15 protein-coding genes are annotated in these 15,468 nt (G+C 37.0%); 9 read left to right on the plus strand and 6 right to left on the minus strand.

Annotated features, from left to right (window positions below; translation table 11 throughout):
• Window positions 1–76 precede the first annotated feature (76 nt).
• From flxB to AC5YGI_RS09830, 9 genes are all read left to right on the plus strand, one after another.
• Window positions 77–808, plus strand: coding sequence for a flexirubin biosynthesis SDR family reductase FlxB (gene flxB, locus AC5YGI_RS09790; RefSeq protein ID WP_227942606.1), 732 nt, complete (start codon window positions 77–79; stop codon window positions 806–808).
• A 105-nt stretch (window positions 809–913) separates the two neighbouring features.
• Window positions 914–2,134, plus strand: a complete 1,221-nt coding sequence (locus AC5YGI_RS09795) for a beta-ketoacyl-[acyl-carrier-protein] synthase family protein (RefSeq protein WP_496168127.1) — start codon at window positions 914–916, stop codon at window positions 2,132–2,134.
• Between the two features lie 4 nt (window positions 2,135–2,138).
• Window positions 2,139–2,393 carry an acyl carrier protein gene (locus tag AC5YGI_RS09800; RefSeq protein WP_047377388.1) on the plus strand — a complete coding sequence of 85 codons (255 nt, stop codon included), beginning with the start codon at window positions 2,139–2,141 and terminating at the stop codon, window positions 2,391–2,393.
• 119 nt (window positions 2,394–2,512) lie between these two features.
• Window positions 2,513–3,397, plus strand: coding sequence for a lysophospholipid acyltransferase family protein (locus AC5YGI_RS09805; protein WP_120233215.1), 885 nt, complete (start codon window positions 2,513–2,515; stop codon window positions 3,395–3,397).
• 160 nt (window positions 3,398–3,557) lie between these two features.
• Complete coding sequence (locus AC5YGI_RS09810) at window positions 3,558–5,084, plus strand: phytoene desaturase family protein (protein WP_496168129.1); 1,527 nt, start codon at window positions 3,558–3,560, stop codon at window positions 5,082–5,084.
• A gap of 1 nt (window position 5,085) precedes the next feature.
• Window positions 5,086–6,774 (plus strand): C45 family autoproteolytic acyltransferase/hydrolase, encoded by a 1,689-nt coding sequence (locus AC5YGI_RS09815; protein WP_496168131.1) that lies wholly within the window; start codon window positions 5,086–5,088, stop codon window positions 6,772–6,774.
• Window positions 6,771–7,136 (plus strand): hypothetical protein, encoded by a 366-nt coding sequence (locus tag AC5YGI_RS09820; protein ID WP_330744139.1) that lies wholly within the window; start codon window positions 6,771–6,773, stop codon window positions 7,134–7,136. The genes AC5YGI_RS09815 and AC5YGI_RS09820 overlap by 4 nt, the downstream gene beginning before the upstream one ends.
• A gap of 6 nt (window positions 7,137–7,142) precedes the next feature.
• On the plus strand, window positions 7,143–8,396 hold the full coding sequence (locus tag AC5YGI_RS09825) for an alpha/beta hydrolase (protein ID WP_496168133.1): 1,254 nt from the start codon (window positions 7,143–7,145) through the stop codon (window positions 8,394–8,396).
• A 155-nt stretch (window positions 8,397–8,551) separates the two neighbouring features.
• Window positions 8,552–11,194, plus strand: a complete 2,643-nt coding sequence (locus tag AC5YGI_RS09830; protein ID WP_496168135.1) for a T9SS-dependent M36 family metallopeptidase — start codon at window positions 8,552–8,554, stop codon at window positions 11,192–11,194.
• A gap of 51 nt (window positions 11,195–11,245) precedes the next feature.
• On the opposite strand, the gene AC5YGI_RS09835 is transcribed toward AC5YGI_RS09830, so the two are convergent.
• The 6 genes from AC5YGI_RS09835 to AC5YGI_RS09860 all read right to left on the minus strand — a co-directional run bounded on the left by AC5YGI_RS09835 (window position 11,246) and on the right by AC5YGI_RS09860 (window position 15,331).
• Window positions 11,246–12,418, minus strand: coding sequence for a DUF2062 domain-containing protein (locus tag AC5YGI_RS09835; protein ID WP_496168137.1), 1,173 nt, complete (start codon window positions 12,416–12,418; stop codon window positions 11,246–11,248).
• Between the two features lie 4 nt (window positions 12,419–12,422).
• Complete coding sequence (locus AC5YGI_RS09840; RefSeq protein WP_202839882.1) at window positions 12,423–12,899, minus strand: hypothetical protein; 477 nt, start codon at window positions 12,897–12,899, stop codon at window positions 12,423–12,425.
• Window positions 12,896–13,276, minus strand: a complete 381-nt coding sequence (locus AC5YGI_RS09845; RefSeq protein ID WP_330744127.1) for an ApeI family dehydratase — start codon at window positions 13,274–13,276, stop codon at window positions 12,896–12,898. The genes AC5YGI_RS09840 and AC5YGI_RS09845 overlap by 4 nt, the downstream gene beginning before the upstream one ends.
• Window positions 13,277–13,355: 79 nt before the next feature.
• Window positions 13,356–13,991, minus strand: a complete 636-nt coding sequence (lolB2, locus tag AC5YGI_RS09850; RefSeq protein WP_330744125.1) for a flexirubin biosynthesis protein LolB2 — start codon at window positions 13,989–13,991, stop codon at window positions 13,356–13,358.
• Window positions 13,957–14,583 (minus strand): flexirubin biosynthesis/transport protein LolA2, encoded by a 627-nt coding sequence (gene lolA2 / locus AC5YGI_RS09855; RefSeq protein ID WP_496168140.1) that lies wholly within the window; start codon window positions 14,581–14,583, stop codon window positions 13,957–13,959. Before lolA2 ends, lolB2 begins: the two co-directional genes overlap by 35 nt.
• On the minus strand, window positions 14,576–15,331 hold the full coding sequence (locus AC5YGI_RS09860; protein WP_330744121.1) for a polysaccharide deacetylase family protein: 756 nt from the start codon (window positions 15,329–15,331) through the stop codon (window positions 14,576–14,578). The genes lolA2 and AC5YGI_RS09860 overlap by 8 nt, the downstream gene beginning before the upstream one ends.
• Window positions 15,332–15,468 lie beyond the last annotated feature (137 nt).

Genomic DNA, 15,468 nt, shown 5'->3' on the forward strand with positions numbered 1-15,468 from the left:
GGTTGGCATCAATTGTCTTTTAAAAAAGGCTTCCAGCATCAACTTAAAAAACTAAAAACGATATAAACACTAACGCATGAAATGTGCAATTGTAACAGGTGGCTCCAGAGGAATCGGGAGGGCAATCTGTATAAAACTGGCAGAAGAGAAAAACTATCACATCCTTATCAACTACGCTTCAAATGAAACGGCAGCCAAAGAAACGTTGGCTAAAGTGGAAGAATTGGGCGCTACCGGAGAAATTCTTAAATTTGATGTAGGAAACACCGAAGAAACACAAGCTGTTTTAACGGAGTGGCAGGAGAAAAATCCTGATGCCGTGGTAGAAGTGATCGTCAATAATGCCGGAATCACAAGAGACGGTCTTTTTATGTGGATGCAGAAGGAAGACTGGAACAGTGTGATCAATACAAGTCTGGACGGATTCTTCAATGTGACCAATTTCTTTATTCAAAAGCTGCTTCGTAACAAATACGGAAGAATCATCAATATGGTTTCTGTATCCGGAGTAAAAGGAACTGCCGGGCAGACGAATTATTCTGCTGCGAAAGGAGCTTTAGTAGGTGCTACAAAAGCCCTTGCACAGGAAGTTGCCAAAAGAAATGTTACGGTAAATGCCGTTGCACCGGGGTTCATCAAAACGGATATGACCCAGGAGTTTAATGAAGATGAGCTTAAAGCAATGATTCCTGCCAACAGATTCGGAGAAGCAGAAGAAGTGGCAGATCTTGTCGCATTTTTAGCATCTAAAAAATCTTCCTACATAACAGGAGAAGTGATAAATATTAACGGAGGAATTTACTCATAATAATCTAATAATATACCAATGTACCGGTGTACCAATGTTGATTGATATCAATGAAAAGATTGTTACATTACTAGACTGATACATTGTTAAATTCAATATAAACAAATGGAAAATAGGGTTGTAATTACCGGAATGGGAATTTATTCCTGCATCGGGACGTCTTTAGAAGAGGTCAGGGAATCCCTATATCAAGGAAAATCCGGTATTGTTTTAGATCAGGACAGAAAAGAATTTGGTTTCAGGTCTGGCCTTACAGGAGTAGTTCCAAAGCCTGATCTGAAAAATCTTTTAAACAGACGCCAGCGTGTCAGTATGGGAGAAGAAAGTGAATATGCTTATCTTGCTACCCTGGATGCTTTAAAACAGGCGAATCTGGATGAAGAATTCTTAGATGCTCATGAAGTGGGGATCTTGTACGGAAATGACAGTGTTTCCCAGGCAGTCGTAGAATCTATCGATATTGCAAGGGAAAAGAAAGATACGACATTGATGGGATCGGGAGCGATCTTCAAATCAATGAACTCAACAGTAACGATGAACCTTTCAACTATTTTTAAGCTGAAAGGGATTAATCTTACCATCAGTGCAGCATGTGCAAGCGGTTCCCATTCTTTGGGACTGGCTTATATGATGATCAAAAATGGTTTTCAGGATATGATTATCTGTGGTGGTGCTCAGGAAACCAACAAATATTCCATGGCGAGCTTTGACGGATTGGGAGTATTCTCAGTCAGAGAAGATGAGCCTGCTAAAGCATCCAGACCTTTCGATGCAGAAAGAGACGGATTGATTCCAAGTGGCGGAGCAGCCAGTCTGATTGTTGAAAGCTTGGAATCTGCCCAAAGAAGAGGCGCTCCGATTATTGCTGAAATTATCGGGTATGGTTTTTCTTCCAACGGAGGTCATATTTCAACTCCTAATGTAGACGGGCCGGCTTTGGCAATGGACAGAGCCTTAAAACAGTCAGGATTAAAAGCTTCAGACATCGATTATATCAATGCTCACGCAACTTCTACTCCAATTGGTGATGCCAACGAAGCGAAAGCCATCTATGAGATTTTCGGCAGTGAAGTTCCGGTAAGTTCTACCAAATCCATGACCGGACACGAGTGCTGGATGGCAGGTGCAAGTGAAGTGATCTACTCCATTCTGATGATGCAGAACGATTTTGTGGCTCCCAATATCAATCTGGAAAACCCTGATAATGAAGCACAAAAGATAAATTTAGTCGCAAAAACAAAAAATCAAAAAATTGATGTATTTTTGTCGAATTCTTTTGGGTTTGGGGGAACCAATTCTGCACTAATAGTTAAAAAATTTGATTAAAAACATGGAAAGGGAAAAAATTGTTGCTATTGTTAATGATTTTCTTGTCAACGAATTCGAGGTAGACGGAGACGAAATCAGTAACGATGCCAACCTTAAAAATACACTGGGCTTAGACAGCTTAGATTATATCGACATGGTAGTCGTGATTGAATCCAATTTCGGGGTGAAATTAGGAGAAGCAGATTTCAAAAAAATGGTAACATTTGATGATTTCTATACAACCATTGAAAATAAGATTGCTGAAAAAAACGCGTAGTTATTGAGTAAATCTTTATTCTATAAAATGTGCCAATGTAACAATATCACAGTGATCCGGTAACGGACACTTCAAAAGGGTATTATTACATTGGCTCTCTGTTATATTAAATTCTAGATATGAACAAGTGGAAAGGTAAATCTAAAGGAACAGTACTCGGATACAGAATATTTGTCTGGTGTATTAGAAATATCGGGATCAGAAGTTCATATGGGGTGCTGTATTTTGTAGCCGCTTATTATTCCCTGTTTCAGAAGAAAAGCAATCAATACATTCTTTATTATTTTCAGAAAAGACTGAACTATGGATACTGGAAATCCAAAGCTTCCATCTTTAAAAGCTATTTTACCTTCGGAAAAGTTCTGATTGATAAAACTGCGATTTCTGCCGGACTCAGAGAAAAATATACCTACGAATTTGACGGTATTGAAAATCTCAGAAATCTTTTAGCCGCTAAAAAAGGAGGAGTGCTGATCAGTGCCCATATCGGTAATTTTGAAATTGCGGAACACTTTTTTGCCGATATTGATTTTGACTGCCAGATCAATCTGGTGACTACAGATCAGGAAGTGACCGTCATCAAGGAATATCTGGAAAGTGTTGCGGTAAAAAAGAGTAATATCAAGTTTATTTACGTGAAGGAGGACATGTCTCATATCTTTGAGATCAATCAGGCTTTGTCCAATAATGAACTCATCTGCTTTACCGGAGACCGTTATTTTGAAGGTTCCAAATATCTTGAAGCAGAACTGTTGGGGAAAAGTGCAAAATTTCCGGCCGGTCCGTTTTTGATCGCCTCAAGGTTAGGCGTTCCCGTAGTCTATGTGTATGTGATGAAAGAGAATAATCTTCATTACCATCTGTATGCAAGAGTGGCCCAGAATATCAAAAACCGTGACTCACAGGGACTTCTACAGTCTTATGTGCAAAATCTTGAAACCATGGTAAAAAAATACCCGCTTCAATGGTTTAATTATTTTGATTTTTGGGATGATGTTGATTAATTTTTCTATTTTTATCCCGTAAAAACGAATAAAAACTAAAAAACCATTAAGATTTACCGAGATTTAAGAGAACCCATAAAGTTTCTATGCTTACTTTACCAAAGTAAACTTTAAATATCTTAAATTCCCTGTTTCTTAATTATTAAAAGCACATTCTCTTTTGAAGAAAGCATACGACATACTTGTAATCGGCAGTGGATTGGGAGGTCTTGTTTCGGCTCTTATTTTGGCGAAAGAAGGTCTGAAAGTATGTGTTCTCGAGAAAAATAACCAATATGGCGGAAATCTTCAGACTTTTTCAAGGAATAAGCTTATTTTCGATACAGGAGTCCACTATCTGGGAGGTTTATCCAAAGGGCAGAATCTGAACCGTTTTTTTTCCTATCTGGAAATCATGGATGACCTTGAACTTCAGCTGATGGATGAAGATGGCTATGACAGAATCAGTTTCGGCGATGATGAAATAGAGTATCCGCATGCTCAGGGCTATGAGAATTTTGTTGAACAGCTTTCAAAATATTTCCCTGAAGAAAAAGAAAACCTTGAAAACTACTGTGAAGAAATTCAATATGTATGCAGTCAGTTTCCAAGATATCATGTAGTAGGAAAGGACAGTTACAACGAAGAAATCCTGCACCTCAATACTAAAAGATTCATTGAGTCTGTTACCCAGAATAAAAAACTGCAGTCGGTTTTGCTGGGTTCCAACTTTTTATATGCCGGGGATTCTGAAAATGTTCCCTTTTATGTACATGCCTTAACGGTAAATTCTTATATCCAAAGTGCTTACAAATGTGTGAAAGGAGGAAGCCAGATCTCTAAACTTTTAATCAGAAAACTACGGGAATATGGAGCAGAGGTACACAAACACTCGGAAGTTTCTGAATTTGTTTTTAACGAAAATAATATATTGACCTCCGTCAGGACAAAAGAAGGAAAAGAATACGAGGCAAAACAATTTATATCAAATATAGAAATACGCTCCACCATCAAACTGATAGGCGAGGAAAGACTGAAAAAATCCTTTCTGAACAGGGTTTTAAGCTGGAAGCCCGTTTCTTCGTGTTTTAGTATTTATCTGGTTTTAAAGCCTCATTATCTTCCGAATTTTAATTATAACAGATATCATTACTCCTCTGAAGAACAGGTTTGGAATTCATTCCGATACCGGAAAGAAACATGGCCGGAAACCTATATGCTTTCATCTACGCCTTCAAAACATCATCCTGAATTTGCGGAAAGTCTTACCGCGATTTCTTATATGGATTTTGATGAGGTTAAAGAATGGGAAAATACATTCAATACCGTTGCAGATGAGCATGAAAGAGGAGAAGCGTATGAAAGGTTTAAGCTTGAAAAGACTGAAAAAATGCTTGATGCCCTGGAAAAGAAAATTCCCAATATAAGACATGCTGTTAAAACACTCTATACTTCTTCTCCCTTGTCTTACAGGGACTATATTGGTAATTTCGAAGGAAATATGTACGGATACATGAAAAGCTCAGAGAATCCCCTTAAAACAATGGTTTCTCCCCGTACTAAAATTGACAATCTTTTTCTGACCGGACAATCCGTGAATATGCATGGTATCTTAGGTGTTACGATCGGAGCTTTTAACACCTGTGCTGAAATTATCGGAAAAGAAACGATAGACATGCGGTTGACACAAATGATTAATAAAAACTAAAGTGAAAAAAACTAAAACCATTTATACTTCCGTTCAAAGAACCTTTCTTTATCTCACTCTTTGTTTTTTCTTCATATCCTGCGGAATATCAAAATCTATCCGGCATATTCCTGAGGTAAAGCAATATGCTCTGGAGGTTCCAAAAATTACCAGAATAAACGACAGCACTTTCAGCTATAATCAGAATTATCTTACCAAAAATAAACAACAGCTCTGGGAACTTTATATTAAGGGAAATCCTTTACAATTAGGGTATAATAATGGAGCATTGACACAAAGCTTAATGCAGAAGCAGGAAAGCATTTTCTTTTCAAAAGTGGAAAGTTTTGTCCCTTCAAAATTCAGACAAAGGATATTAAGAGGCTTTTTAAAATGGTATAACAGAAAAATGTACCTCAATGTAAGAGAAGATTATCAGGCAGAATTATATGGTTTGTCACAATATTCCTCGGATCAGTATGATTTTATTGCTCCTAAATATTTAAGAAGCCTTTATCTGCACGGAGCTCATGATATCGGACATGCGATGCAGGATCTGGCCATGGTGGGCTGTACTTCTCTTGCTGTATGGAATGAGAATACGGAAGATGGAGATTTGCTAATCGGAAGAAATTTCGACTTTTATGTGGGAGACGATTTTTCAAAAAACAAGCTGGTAGAATTTGTGCAACCCGATGAAGGAATTCCTTACATGTCGGTAAGCTGGCCGGGAATGATTGGAGTAGTTTCAGGAATGAATAAGGAAGGAATTACAGTAACCATTAATGCCGGAAAATCAAAAATTCCTTTAACGGCAAAGACTCCGATTTCCCTTGTTACAAGAGAGATTTTACAGTATGCTAAAACTATAGAAGAAGCCATTGCGATTGCTAAAAAAAGAAAAGTATTTGTTTCTGAATCTATTCTGGTGGGAAGCGCTGCAGACAAAAATGCGGTAATCATTGAAGTTTCGCCTAAGAATTTCGGTGTATATAGCGTGCAGAATACCAGCAGAGTTCTTTGTACCAATCATTTTCAGTCGGAAGCTTATAAAGACGACAAAAGAAATCAGAAACATATTGAGGAAAGCCATTCTGAATACCGCTATGAAAGGCTTCAGGAGCTTTTGCAGGAAGAAAAGAAAATAACACCGGAAAAGATGGCTTCCATTTTAAGGAACAGATCCGGTTTAAAAGATGAAAGCATCGGTTACGGTAATGAAAAAGCACTCAATCAGCTACTGGCACACCATGCTGTTATATTTTCGCCACAGAAAAAACTGGTTTGGGTTTCTTCCAATCCTTATCAGCTGGGAGAATTTGTTTGCTATGATCTGAACAAAATCTTTTCAGACAAAGGATTGCAGCCTGATGACCTTTCAAAATCAGGCTTAAATATTCCACGAGATCCATTTGCAGATTCTGAAGAATTTCAAAACTATGAGTTGTCTAAAATGTACGGGAAAGAAATCAGTGAGGCTGCTGACGATAAAAATACACTGCTGACAGATGATGTTATCCCATCGTATCAGGCTATGAACCCCGATTTCTGGCTGGTCTATTATCAATCAGGAAAGTATTATTTTAGCAAAAAAGAATATTCAAAGGCAAAAATAGAGTTTGAAAAAGCGCTGACTAAAGAAATTACGACGGTTCCGGATAGAAAGAATGTAGAAAAATACCTGAAGAAAACTTTAAAGAAACTGAAATGATCCCTAAATATATAAGACTGCTGTTCTGTATTCCTTTTGTTATAATCATCTGTTATTCTGTGTATTTGTGCAGCGTGTACAGCTCAATACCTGACAACATCATTATTCACGGTTACGGAAGTATGAAAGACAGCTATGGGAGTAAAATATTTCTTGTCTTTCCCGTATTGATGAATCTGGCTGTTCTTGTGTTTATCTGGTTGATTATCAGAAGACCTGATAAAATAAAATTTACCTTTGAAATGAAGGAAGAAGAAAGAGAAAAAACATATCGTATCACACAACTGGCTTTGGTAATAATTGCGATATTTGTTACCATCATGATGACGCCACTTTCATTTTCAGATGTGGTTTTTAAATAATTAATTATGAAAAAACTTTTAACCTTATTCTTTATCGTGTATTTTCTGCCAGCTTTTTCTCAGGATAGAAAAGAGATCGGAAATATTTTCATTAAAGCTCTGCTGGTTGACAAAAATATAGAAAAAGCACATTCTTATTTTGATCCTTCCGTAGCGGGACAAATTCCGGTGGATCAGCTTAAAGCGATTCCGCAGCAGCTTCAGGGGCAGATTGGAGGACTGAAAAATATCCTTGAAGTAAATAACGAAGGAAACACCTATTATTACTATTCTGAATTTGAAAAGGAAAAACTGGATATTCAGCTTACTTTCAGTGAGAATAATAAATTGCTGGGTTTCTTCTTGGTTCCTCACAAGACATTTGAAAAAAGAGATGAGAAAACCACACTGAAAATAAAAAGTGATGCTATTGAGATGAACGGAACATTATTAATTCCACCTTCCAACAATAAAAAGAGATTGGTTATTTTCGTTCACGGCTCCGGACCTCATGACAGAGATGAAACCATTGGAGAAAACAAGCCGTTTAAAGACATTGCAGAATATCTTTTAAACAACGGAATTGCTTCCTATCGATATGATAAAAGAACCTATTCCCACCCTGAAGCATTCACGGAAAAGTCTACTGTAGAAGAAGAGACCATCAATGATGCTGTAAACGCAGCTCTTTATTTTAAAAATAATGCTGATTACAAAGGATACCAGATTATCATTCTTGGGCATAGCCAGGGAGCGTATATGATACCAAAAATTGCAGAAAAGGCACAGGTTTCAAAATATATTTTTATGGCCGGGAATGCAAGACCGCTGCAAGACCTTCTTGTTGAGCAATATGAATATCTTCATACGATGGATCCGGCTAAAGTTACAGCCGAAGCTGTTCTGGAAATTAAAAAGCAGGTTGAATTTTTAAACTCATCCAAATTTAACTTACATTCTCCTTCATCAGAGCTTCCTTTGGGCCAGTCTGCCGCATATTGGAAGTATCTGAAGGATTACAATCAGCTTAACGAAGTTAAAAAAATCAAAGCTCCGATGTTTTTCGCACAGGGAGGAAGAGATTATCAGGTGACTGAAAAAGATTTTAATCTTTGGAAAGCAACATTGAAAAATGATACAATGGCTGTTTTTAAATTTTATCCGGCATTAAGCCACTTATTCATTACAGGCTCCGGTAAGCCTTCTCCAAAAGATTATGAAATCAAAGGAAAAGTGGATGAACAGTTTTTAAAAGACATTACAGATTTTATTCTGCGGTGAGTTAAGGTTTTTTGACAAATTGATATAAAACAGTATGCTATTTTGGTTGAAGTGATATTTTTAGATAAATATTTCTAGAACATGTAACATTTTGAATTTATTTTCTACTAACTGTTAGTTATAATCTATTAATATTTGTTAAAAAGTAATCTAAAATGAAAAAAATTCGACTTAGTGTTAAGCTGTTATTGTTTTGTTCACTTTTCGGTGCAGGTATAGTATCTGCTCAAAAATATGAACAAACAATTAAGGAGTATGTCAATTCTGCCCAGGGATCATTTCAGAGAGTAAGTCCGGAGCTGAAAACATTTAAAATAATTAATGTAGATCCTTCAAACAGCTTAAAGGGAGATGTCGTAGGAATACAGCAAACGATTAATGGCATTCCAGTTTTCGGAAGTTCTGCCAACGTTTTAATCAGAGATGGAAAAGTTTTAAACTTCGCAGATACTTTTATTAAGAATTATCCTTCTGCTGTTAAAGGAAAAGAAATTGGTAAAAAAGACGCTTTTGTGGCATCCACTATTGAAAAGCTGAACGGATTACCTTCTGTAAAAAATATTGACGGGAAAGAAAGTCCGATAGCAATTAACACTGTTTATTTTGCAAAAGGAGGAGAATTGATATTAGGATATCAGTTGTATATTGAAGAAAAAGGATCGGATAACGTATGGAATATTATTATAAGTACAGAGGATGGTTCTATTTTATACCAGGAAAATACAACTTTATCATGTAGCTTCCATGATGAAGCGTATCATCATGAGTCAGAATCATTCGTACAGAATATTCAAAGCTCTTTACCTGCTAATATAGCTGCTGCTAACCTGAAGAATCCTACAAATTTTATATTATTACCGGATAATGCGTCTTATAATGTGTTTGCTTTTCCTACAGAAGCACCTACCTTTGGAGCGAGAACATTGCTTACAAATCCATGGGATCTGACTGCTTCACCGGAAGGATGGCATTCTGATGGCACTAATCATTATACCATAACAAGAGGAAATAATGCATTTGCATATACTGACGAAAATAACAGTAATCTGCCTCAGTTTTCTCCTGATGGAGGAGCAACAAGAACATTTGATTTTCCTTTAGATATAACAGCTGCCCACACAACTTATACTTCTGCAGCGGTAACTAATTTATTCTATAACTCCAATAAGATGCACGATGTATTTTATAAATTTGGATTTACGGAATCAGCAAGGAATTATCAGGTAAATAATTTTGGAAACGGAGGTACAGGTAATGATCCTGTTCTTGCGGAGGCAAGGGATGGCAGCGGTCTTAACAATGCAAACTTTAATCCGGGTACGGATGGAACAAGCGGAAGAATGCAGATGTTTCTTTTTTCACCTGCCGGAAATATAAGATATCTTTATTATAATTCACCATCAACCTATACAGCCAGAGCTCCAATAGCTACTACAGCGAATTTTGGTCCTCAGATTATGGGGAATCCACCTGTGACTGGAGACCTAGCTCTTTCTACTCCAGCTGATGCATGTACTGCAGTTACAGCCGGAAGTCTTACAGGAAAGATTGCAGTAGTGAATGCTGCAGGATGTGGATTTGCTGTTAAAACAAAGAATTTACAGAATGCCGGAGCTGTAGGGGTTATTCAATACCATCCGTCAAGTAATACTCCTGTAGGAATGGGAGGAACTGATGCTACCATTACAATTCCTACCATTATGGTGGGAATGTCAGAAGGTCAGTTTCTTGTGAATGACTTAAATAACGGTATTGTTGGAAATGCTACTTTGAAAACCGATGCTGTTTACAGAGATGCAAGTTTGGATAACGGTGTAATCAGTCATGAGTATGGGCATGGTATTTCCAATCGCCTTACGGGAACAGGAAGTTCATGTTTATCTTATATTTCATCGAATGAGCAGATGGGAGAAGGATGGTCGGATTTCTTTGCCCTGATGATGACTACAAGACCAGGTGATACCTCTTCTATAGCAAGAGGCGTAGGTACGTTTGTTTCAGGACAGGGAACTACAGGATCAGGAATAAGACCTGCAAAATATTCACCTGATTTTACTATCAATGATTATACCTATGGACGCACTAACGGTATGAAAGTGAATGCGAATAATGCAGTTCTTGGACCGCTTACCGTTCCGGATGTCCATAGCATAGGATTTATCTGGGCTTCAATGCTTTGGGATCTTAACTGGAAATATGTAGATAAGTACGGGTACAACAGTAATGTTCTGGCGGATCCTAACAGCGGAAGTGCAAAAGTTTTACAACTGGTAATGGATGCACTTAAATTGCAGCCTTGTAATCCTACCTTTGTACAGGGTAGAGATGCTATTCTTGCGGCTGACCAGGCATCCACCGGAGGACAAAATAAATGTATGATCTGGACTACATTTGCAAAAAGAGGATTAGGAGTAAATGCTTCTGCCGGAGCTCTTAATGGTCTGGCATTTGGTGCTAATCAACCTTTGCCGGAAATGAGTGACCAGGTAGAAGACTTTACAGTTCCTGCAGAATGTGCTGCATTGGCTGTAAAAGAAATTAATGATTCTAAAGGAATATCAATCTATCCGAATCCTGTAAGAAATGAATTTACAATAAAAACTCCTTCCGGTCTGAAGTTATCCGGAATTACTACCGTTTCTATCTATGATTTTACAGGGAAACTGATTTCTAAGGAAAATATCAACCTTAATAAGCAAAACACAATCAATGCAGAACAATTAATCAATGGAGCTTATATTGTGAAAGTGAGCAATGAGTCAATTGATTACTCTCAAAAGATTATTGTTTCCAAATAGGAATTTATAATAACTAATTGTGATGAGCCTGGAACTTTGTTCCGGGCTTTTTTAATTGTTTTCCGGGCTTACCTTATTCAGAAACAGAAAAGAGCTTATTCCTGCAATGGCCGAAAGTGTAGTGCTTAAGATAAAGCTGCCAATCACATATTGCAGAAGATTGTTCTTGATCAGTTCGAAATTTAAATCCTGACTTAGAATATCGCTGTTTCCACTTACAAATGGTGCTCCTAAAAATAATGAAGCTGCAATAATAAAAGGAATAAAAGGAGGAAGACTCACATTGGAAGCTACAAATGCAAGGACTTTATTAAGCTTAAAAAGTACAGATAAACTGATCACCAGAAGTGTCTGAAATCCCCAGAAAGGAGAAAGCCCTATAAACACTCCCAAAGCTATGGAAAATGCTTTTGCTCGGTTACTTCCGTCACTTTCTAAGACATCTTCCTGGATGAATCTTTTAAAGCTTTTTTTTTTGAAATTATTCACGAAATTTCTCGGAATAATATAAAATAAAGTGATGGTCACCAGTATGGTGTTTAGAATACTGATTCTTGTAAAATCTTTGAAAGGTCTGAAATGGGAAACCCGCTCCGCCGGATCATATAAAACCTTGATCGGAACATTTTTTACCGGAACATGTCGCCAGGCGGTTCTTACAATGATTTCGATCTCAAATTCAAACTTAGGGGTAAAATATTTCTTTGGAATTTTATGCAAAGGATAAAGCCTGTAGCCGGACTGTGTATCTTCAAGCCTGATACCGGTTTCAAACCAAAACCAGAAATTGGAAAAACGGTTTCCGAAACTGCTTTTCTTAGGAATGCCATCCTGAGACATATTTCTGTTTCCGATCAGAAGAACATCTTCTTTTTCCTGAAGAAGAGCTTCTACAAATACCGGAATATCATCCGGGTAATGCTGCCCATCCGAATCAATGGTGATGGCGTAATCATATCCTGATTTCTTTGCTGCTCTGAAACCTGTTTTTAGGCCGTTTCCTTTCCCTTTATTCTCCGGTAAGGAAATTACAGTGATCTGAGGATATTGAGCAAGAATCTGAGGCGTGGAATCTGTAGAACCATCATCAACCACAATAATACTTCCGGTGTAGTTGAGAACACCGTCAATAACCCTTTTCAGAGTTTTTTCATTATTGTAGGTAGGGATTAAAACGCATATCTTCTTTTCAGAAATAGCATTTTGTACTTCAGCAAGCAACATTTTTTTATTTTAAAGTGGCTCTTTCCGCCTCTGTCATGGTTTTAGATTGCATTGCAAACCTTTTGATATAGCCCTTCAGAGCTGTATTCTGTTTGCTGTAATTATTCAGCAGGAAAGCTTTATCATCCTTCAGGCTCCCGCGGTATCCTACGATCTTCGGAATATTTTCCTGAACACTCATTCTGATCAGACGAAGTTCTGCATTGTTAGGATTACTTTTAATAATGCCTTCAAGACTTGTAGCGCCTGTCTTTACCAGAGCTTTTCTATTGCTTTTGGCAATTTTTGCCTCCATAATCTTTGCTGCCGCTTTATATCCGACAGTTACAGCGTCAGAGCCGGATTGTTTTTCAGCGGTTTCAATAAAACTGGCAGTATTGGTAGTGGATTCGTTGGCCTTAGCATAGCTGTTTCTCAACGTTTCAAGGTCAGATTGAAAGAAAAAAACAAATGCTGCTATGAATGATAAGATTAGTTTCATGATGATATTTTTTTATAGCTTACAGACAATTTCAATGCAATAGTCTCGCCAAAAGAAGTTGTGTTTTTTACTTTAACATCGTCTTCATTTTCAGTAATATCAAGCTGAAGTACCAGATCAGGTGTTTCAAAAGGATTGATAATGGCCATGAACTTTACATTCGAAGCGGTTTTCAGGAATAATTTTGAACCCGTCAGTTCCTCAGTAAGTTCTTTAATGATCTGCATCATACAAACACCGGGAGTCACGGGATTTCCAGGGAAATGTCCTTTAAAAATATCGTGGTCTTTATTAAGATGAATATGAGCAGTAAACTTTCCGTCTTCTGCTTTATTGTATGATGTTAAAGTATAAAAGTCTGTAAGAATCGTTTGCATGATCTTATTTTTTTAAGATTAAAGTATAATCAATTTCTTTCCAAAAAAATAGATATATCCATAGATTTGAGGGCGGAAATTACTCTGTTTCGGTTATTTGAAATAGTTTTATGTTGATCTTAAAGTCCTTGTGCTGCAGGTTTAAGCTGTCCGCGAAGATAGGTTTTTTTGCATCAAAAGTAAAATCGATTTTTTCCTTGTTGTTTTTCGTATAGATAATCTGCTTCAGCAAATTATTTTCTTTGTTGAAAAACAGATAATAGCTTTTATTCTCGATTTTTGAAAGATAGATTTTAGCATTTTCATTTTCAAAACTTTCATTAACCGGATATCTTCTTTTCAGAAGCTGTTGAAAGTCATTTTTCAGGAAATTGATGACTATTTTTTTATCCAGATCAGGAAGTACGTAATTCAGCTTGAAATCATGATTAGAGACTTCAAAATCTATCAGTTTATTCCCGAAATCAGAAGTTAAAGCAACACGATGTGTTGTTTCATTCAGTCTTTTGATGATCAGAATACCGCTTACATGGTTTTTATAAATGTCCATCTGGCATTTGTATACATAATCTTCGGTAGAAGAAAAGTATAAATTTTCAACCATCTTTTCAGAAGAAGAGACAGGTTTTGCTTCTGTTAACTGATACGTTTTACAGGAAACCGCCAGGATCAGAATCAGGCTATAAAGTAAACTCTGACGCAGGAATTGAAGCATTGATCTTGGTATTTTTGAAAACAATATTTGTAGTATCTCCGGAAGCCTCCGTCATATTGACCTGTGAAACTGTCGACTGGTTCTTTGGGAAAAACAGTTCGATCTGTTTAATATATTTCAGCAGCTGATAAGTTTTTGGGATAAACTTCGCCACATTGTAATTTCCGTTCTTAAAATAGGTTACGCTGAACTCCGGATCATTGAACATGGTTCCGTTCGAACTTCCAACAATAAGTTTATTGATTTTTTCAAAGGTTTTGCTCTTCGCATCCACAGAAGATTTTTTCCCCTGATCGTTGATGAAGATTTTATTACTTTTAAAAACAATGCTGTACTGATAAGGCTTTGTATACTTCCAGCTTAGCATATTGGGCGTCTGCAAAGACATTTTCCCATAGGTAACAATGCTTTTATCCAGAAAATCCATTTTTTTGGTCTGGGTAAAATCACTCTGCAACGTTTTAATTCCTTTCGTATCAGAAGAAACCTTCGATACAAATGCTTTGGCTTCAGCTCCTGACATTGCGGTATTTTGCGCAAAAAAGAATCCTGAAACCAGTAAGAATACTCCGAAAGCAATATTTTTAATCATTTCTATTTGAATTTATCACTGTATCAACAGTAAAGGTTGAATATTTTTTATCCCTCAAAAATACTAATAAATTGGCCAGCACCCGAAAGGTCTTTTCCGAAGTGTCGTGAAGAAGAATAATACTCCCATTTTTCAGGCCTTTTGTCACTCTGTTGTAGATTTTCTTTTCGTCATCAATGATGGTGTCCAACGACCGGACATTCCAACCGATGCTTACTTTATTCGTTTTTTTAATTGCTTTCGCAATATTGGGATTCGTCACCCCGAACGGTGGTCTGTAGAGGCTGGTGCTGATATTTCCCAACATTTTCATGACTTTATCACATTTTTCAATCTCTTCAATCATTTTTGAAGTCGATAAAAACCCTGTGGAATTAGAATGTGATAATGTATGATTTCCAATCGTATGTCCCTCTGCAATAATTCTCTGAAACGTCTCAGGGTATTTTTCAATCTGTTTTCCGATACAGAAGAAGGTTGCTTTTATCTGATGCTCTTTAAGCAGGTCTAAAAATTTTGGGGTAAATTCAGTAGGTCCGTCATCAAAAGTAAGAGCTACTTCTTTCATTCTGGTACGTTTGTGGGTAATACTGTTCACAAAATATCCCAGCTCAATGTCAAAAGAACCCCAGACAACTACTGCAGAAAAAGCAAAAAAACAAAACAGATACACCCAAAAGCTTCCGTGGAACGCATAAATAAAAACGTTACAGAAAAGATAGAACAGGATGAAGGGATAATGTTTCATTGCTGATTGCTTTTTAATTTTGAACTGGTCATTATGAGTTTTATGGGCATAATATTTATTGTATGCCATTGTCCCTCCGTAGGAGTCTGGATAAATACAATTAATTTAACTTAATTTGTTTAGATTCCACGCTTCAC

It is taken from the genome of Chryseobacterium sp. CS3K3.1 (assembly GCF_059515165.1).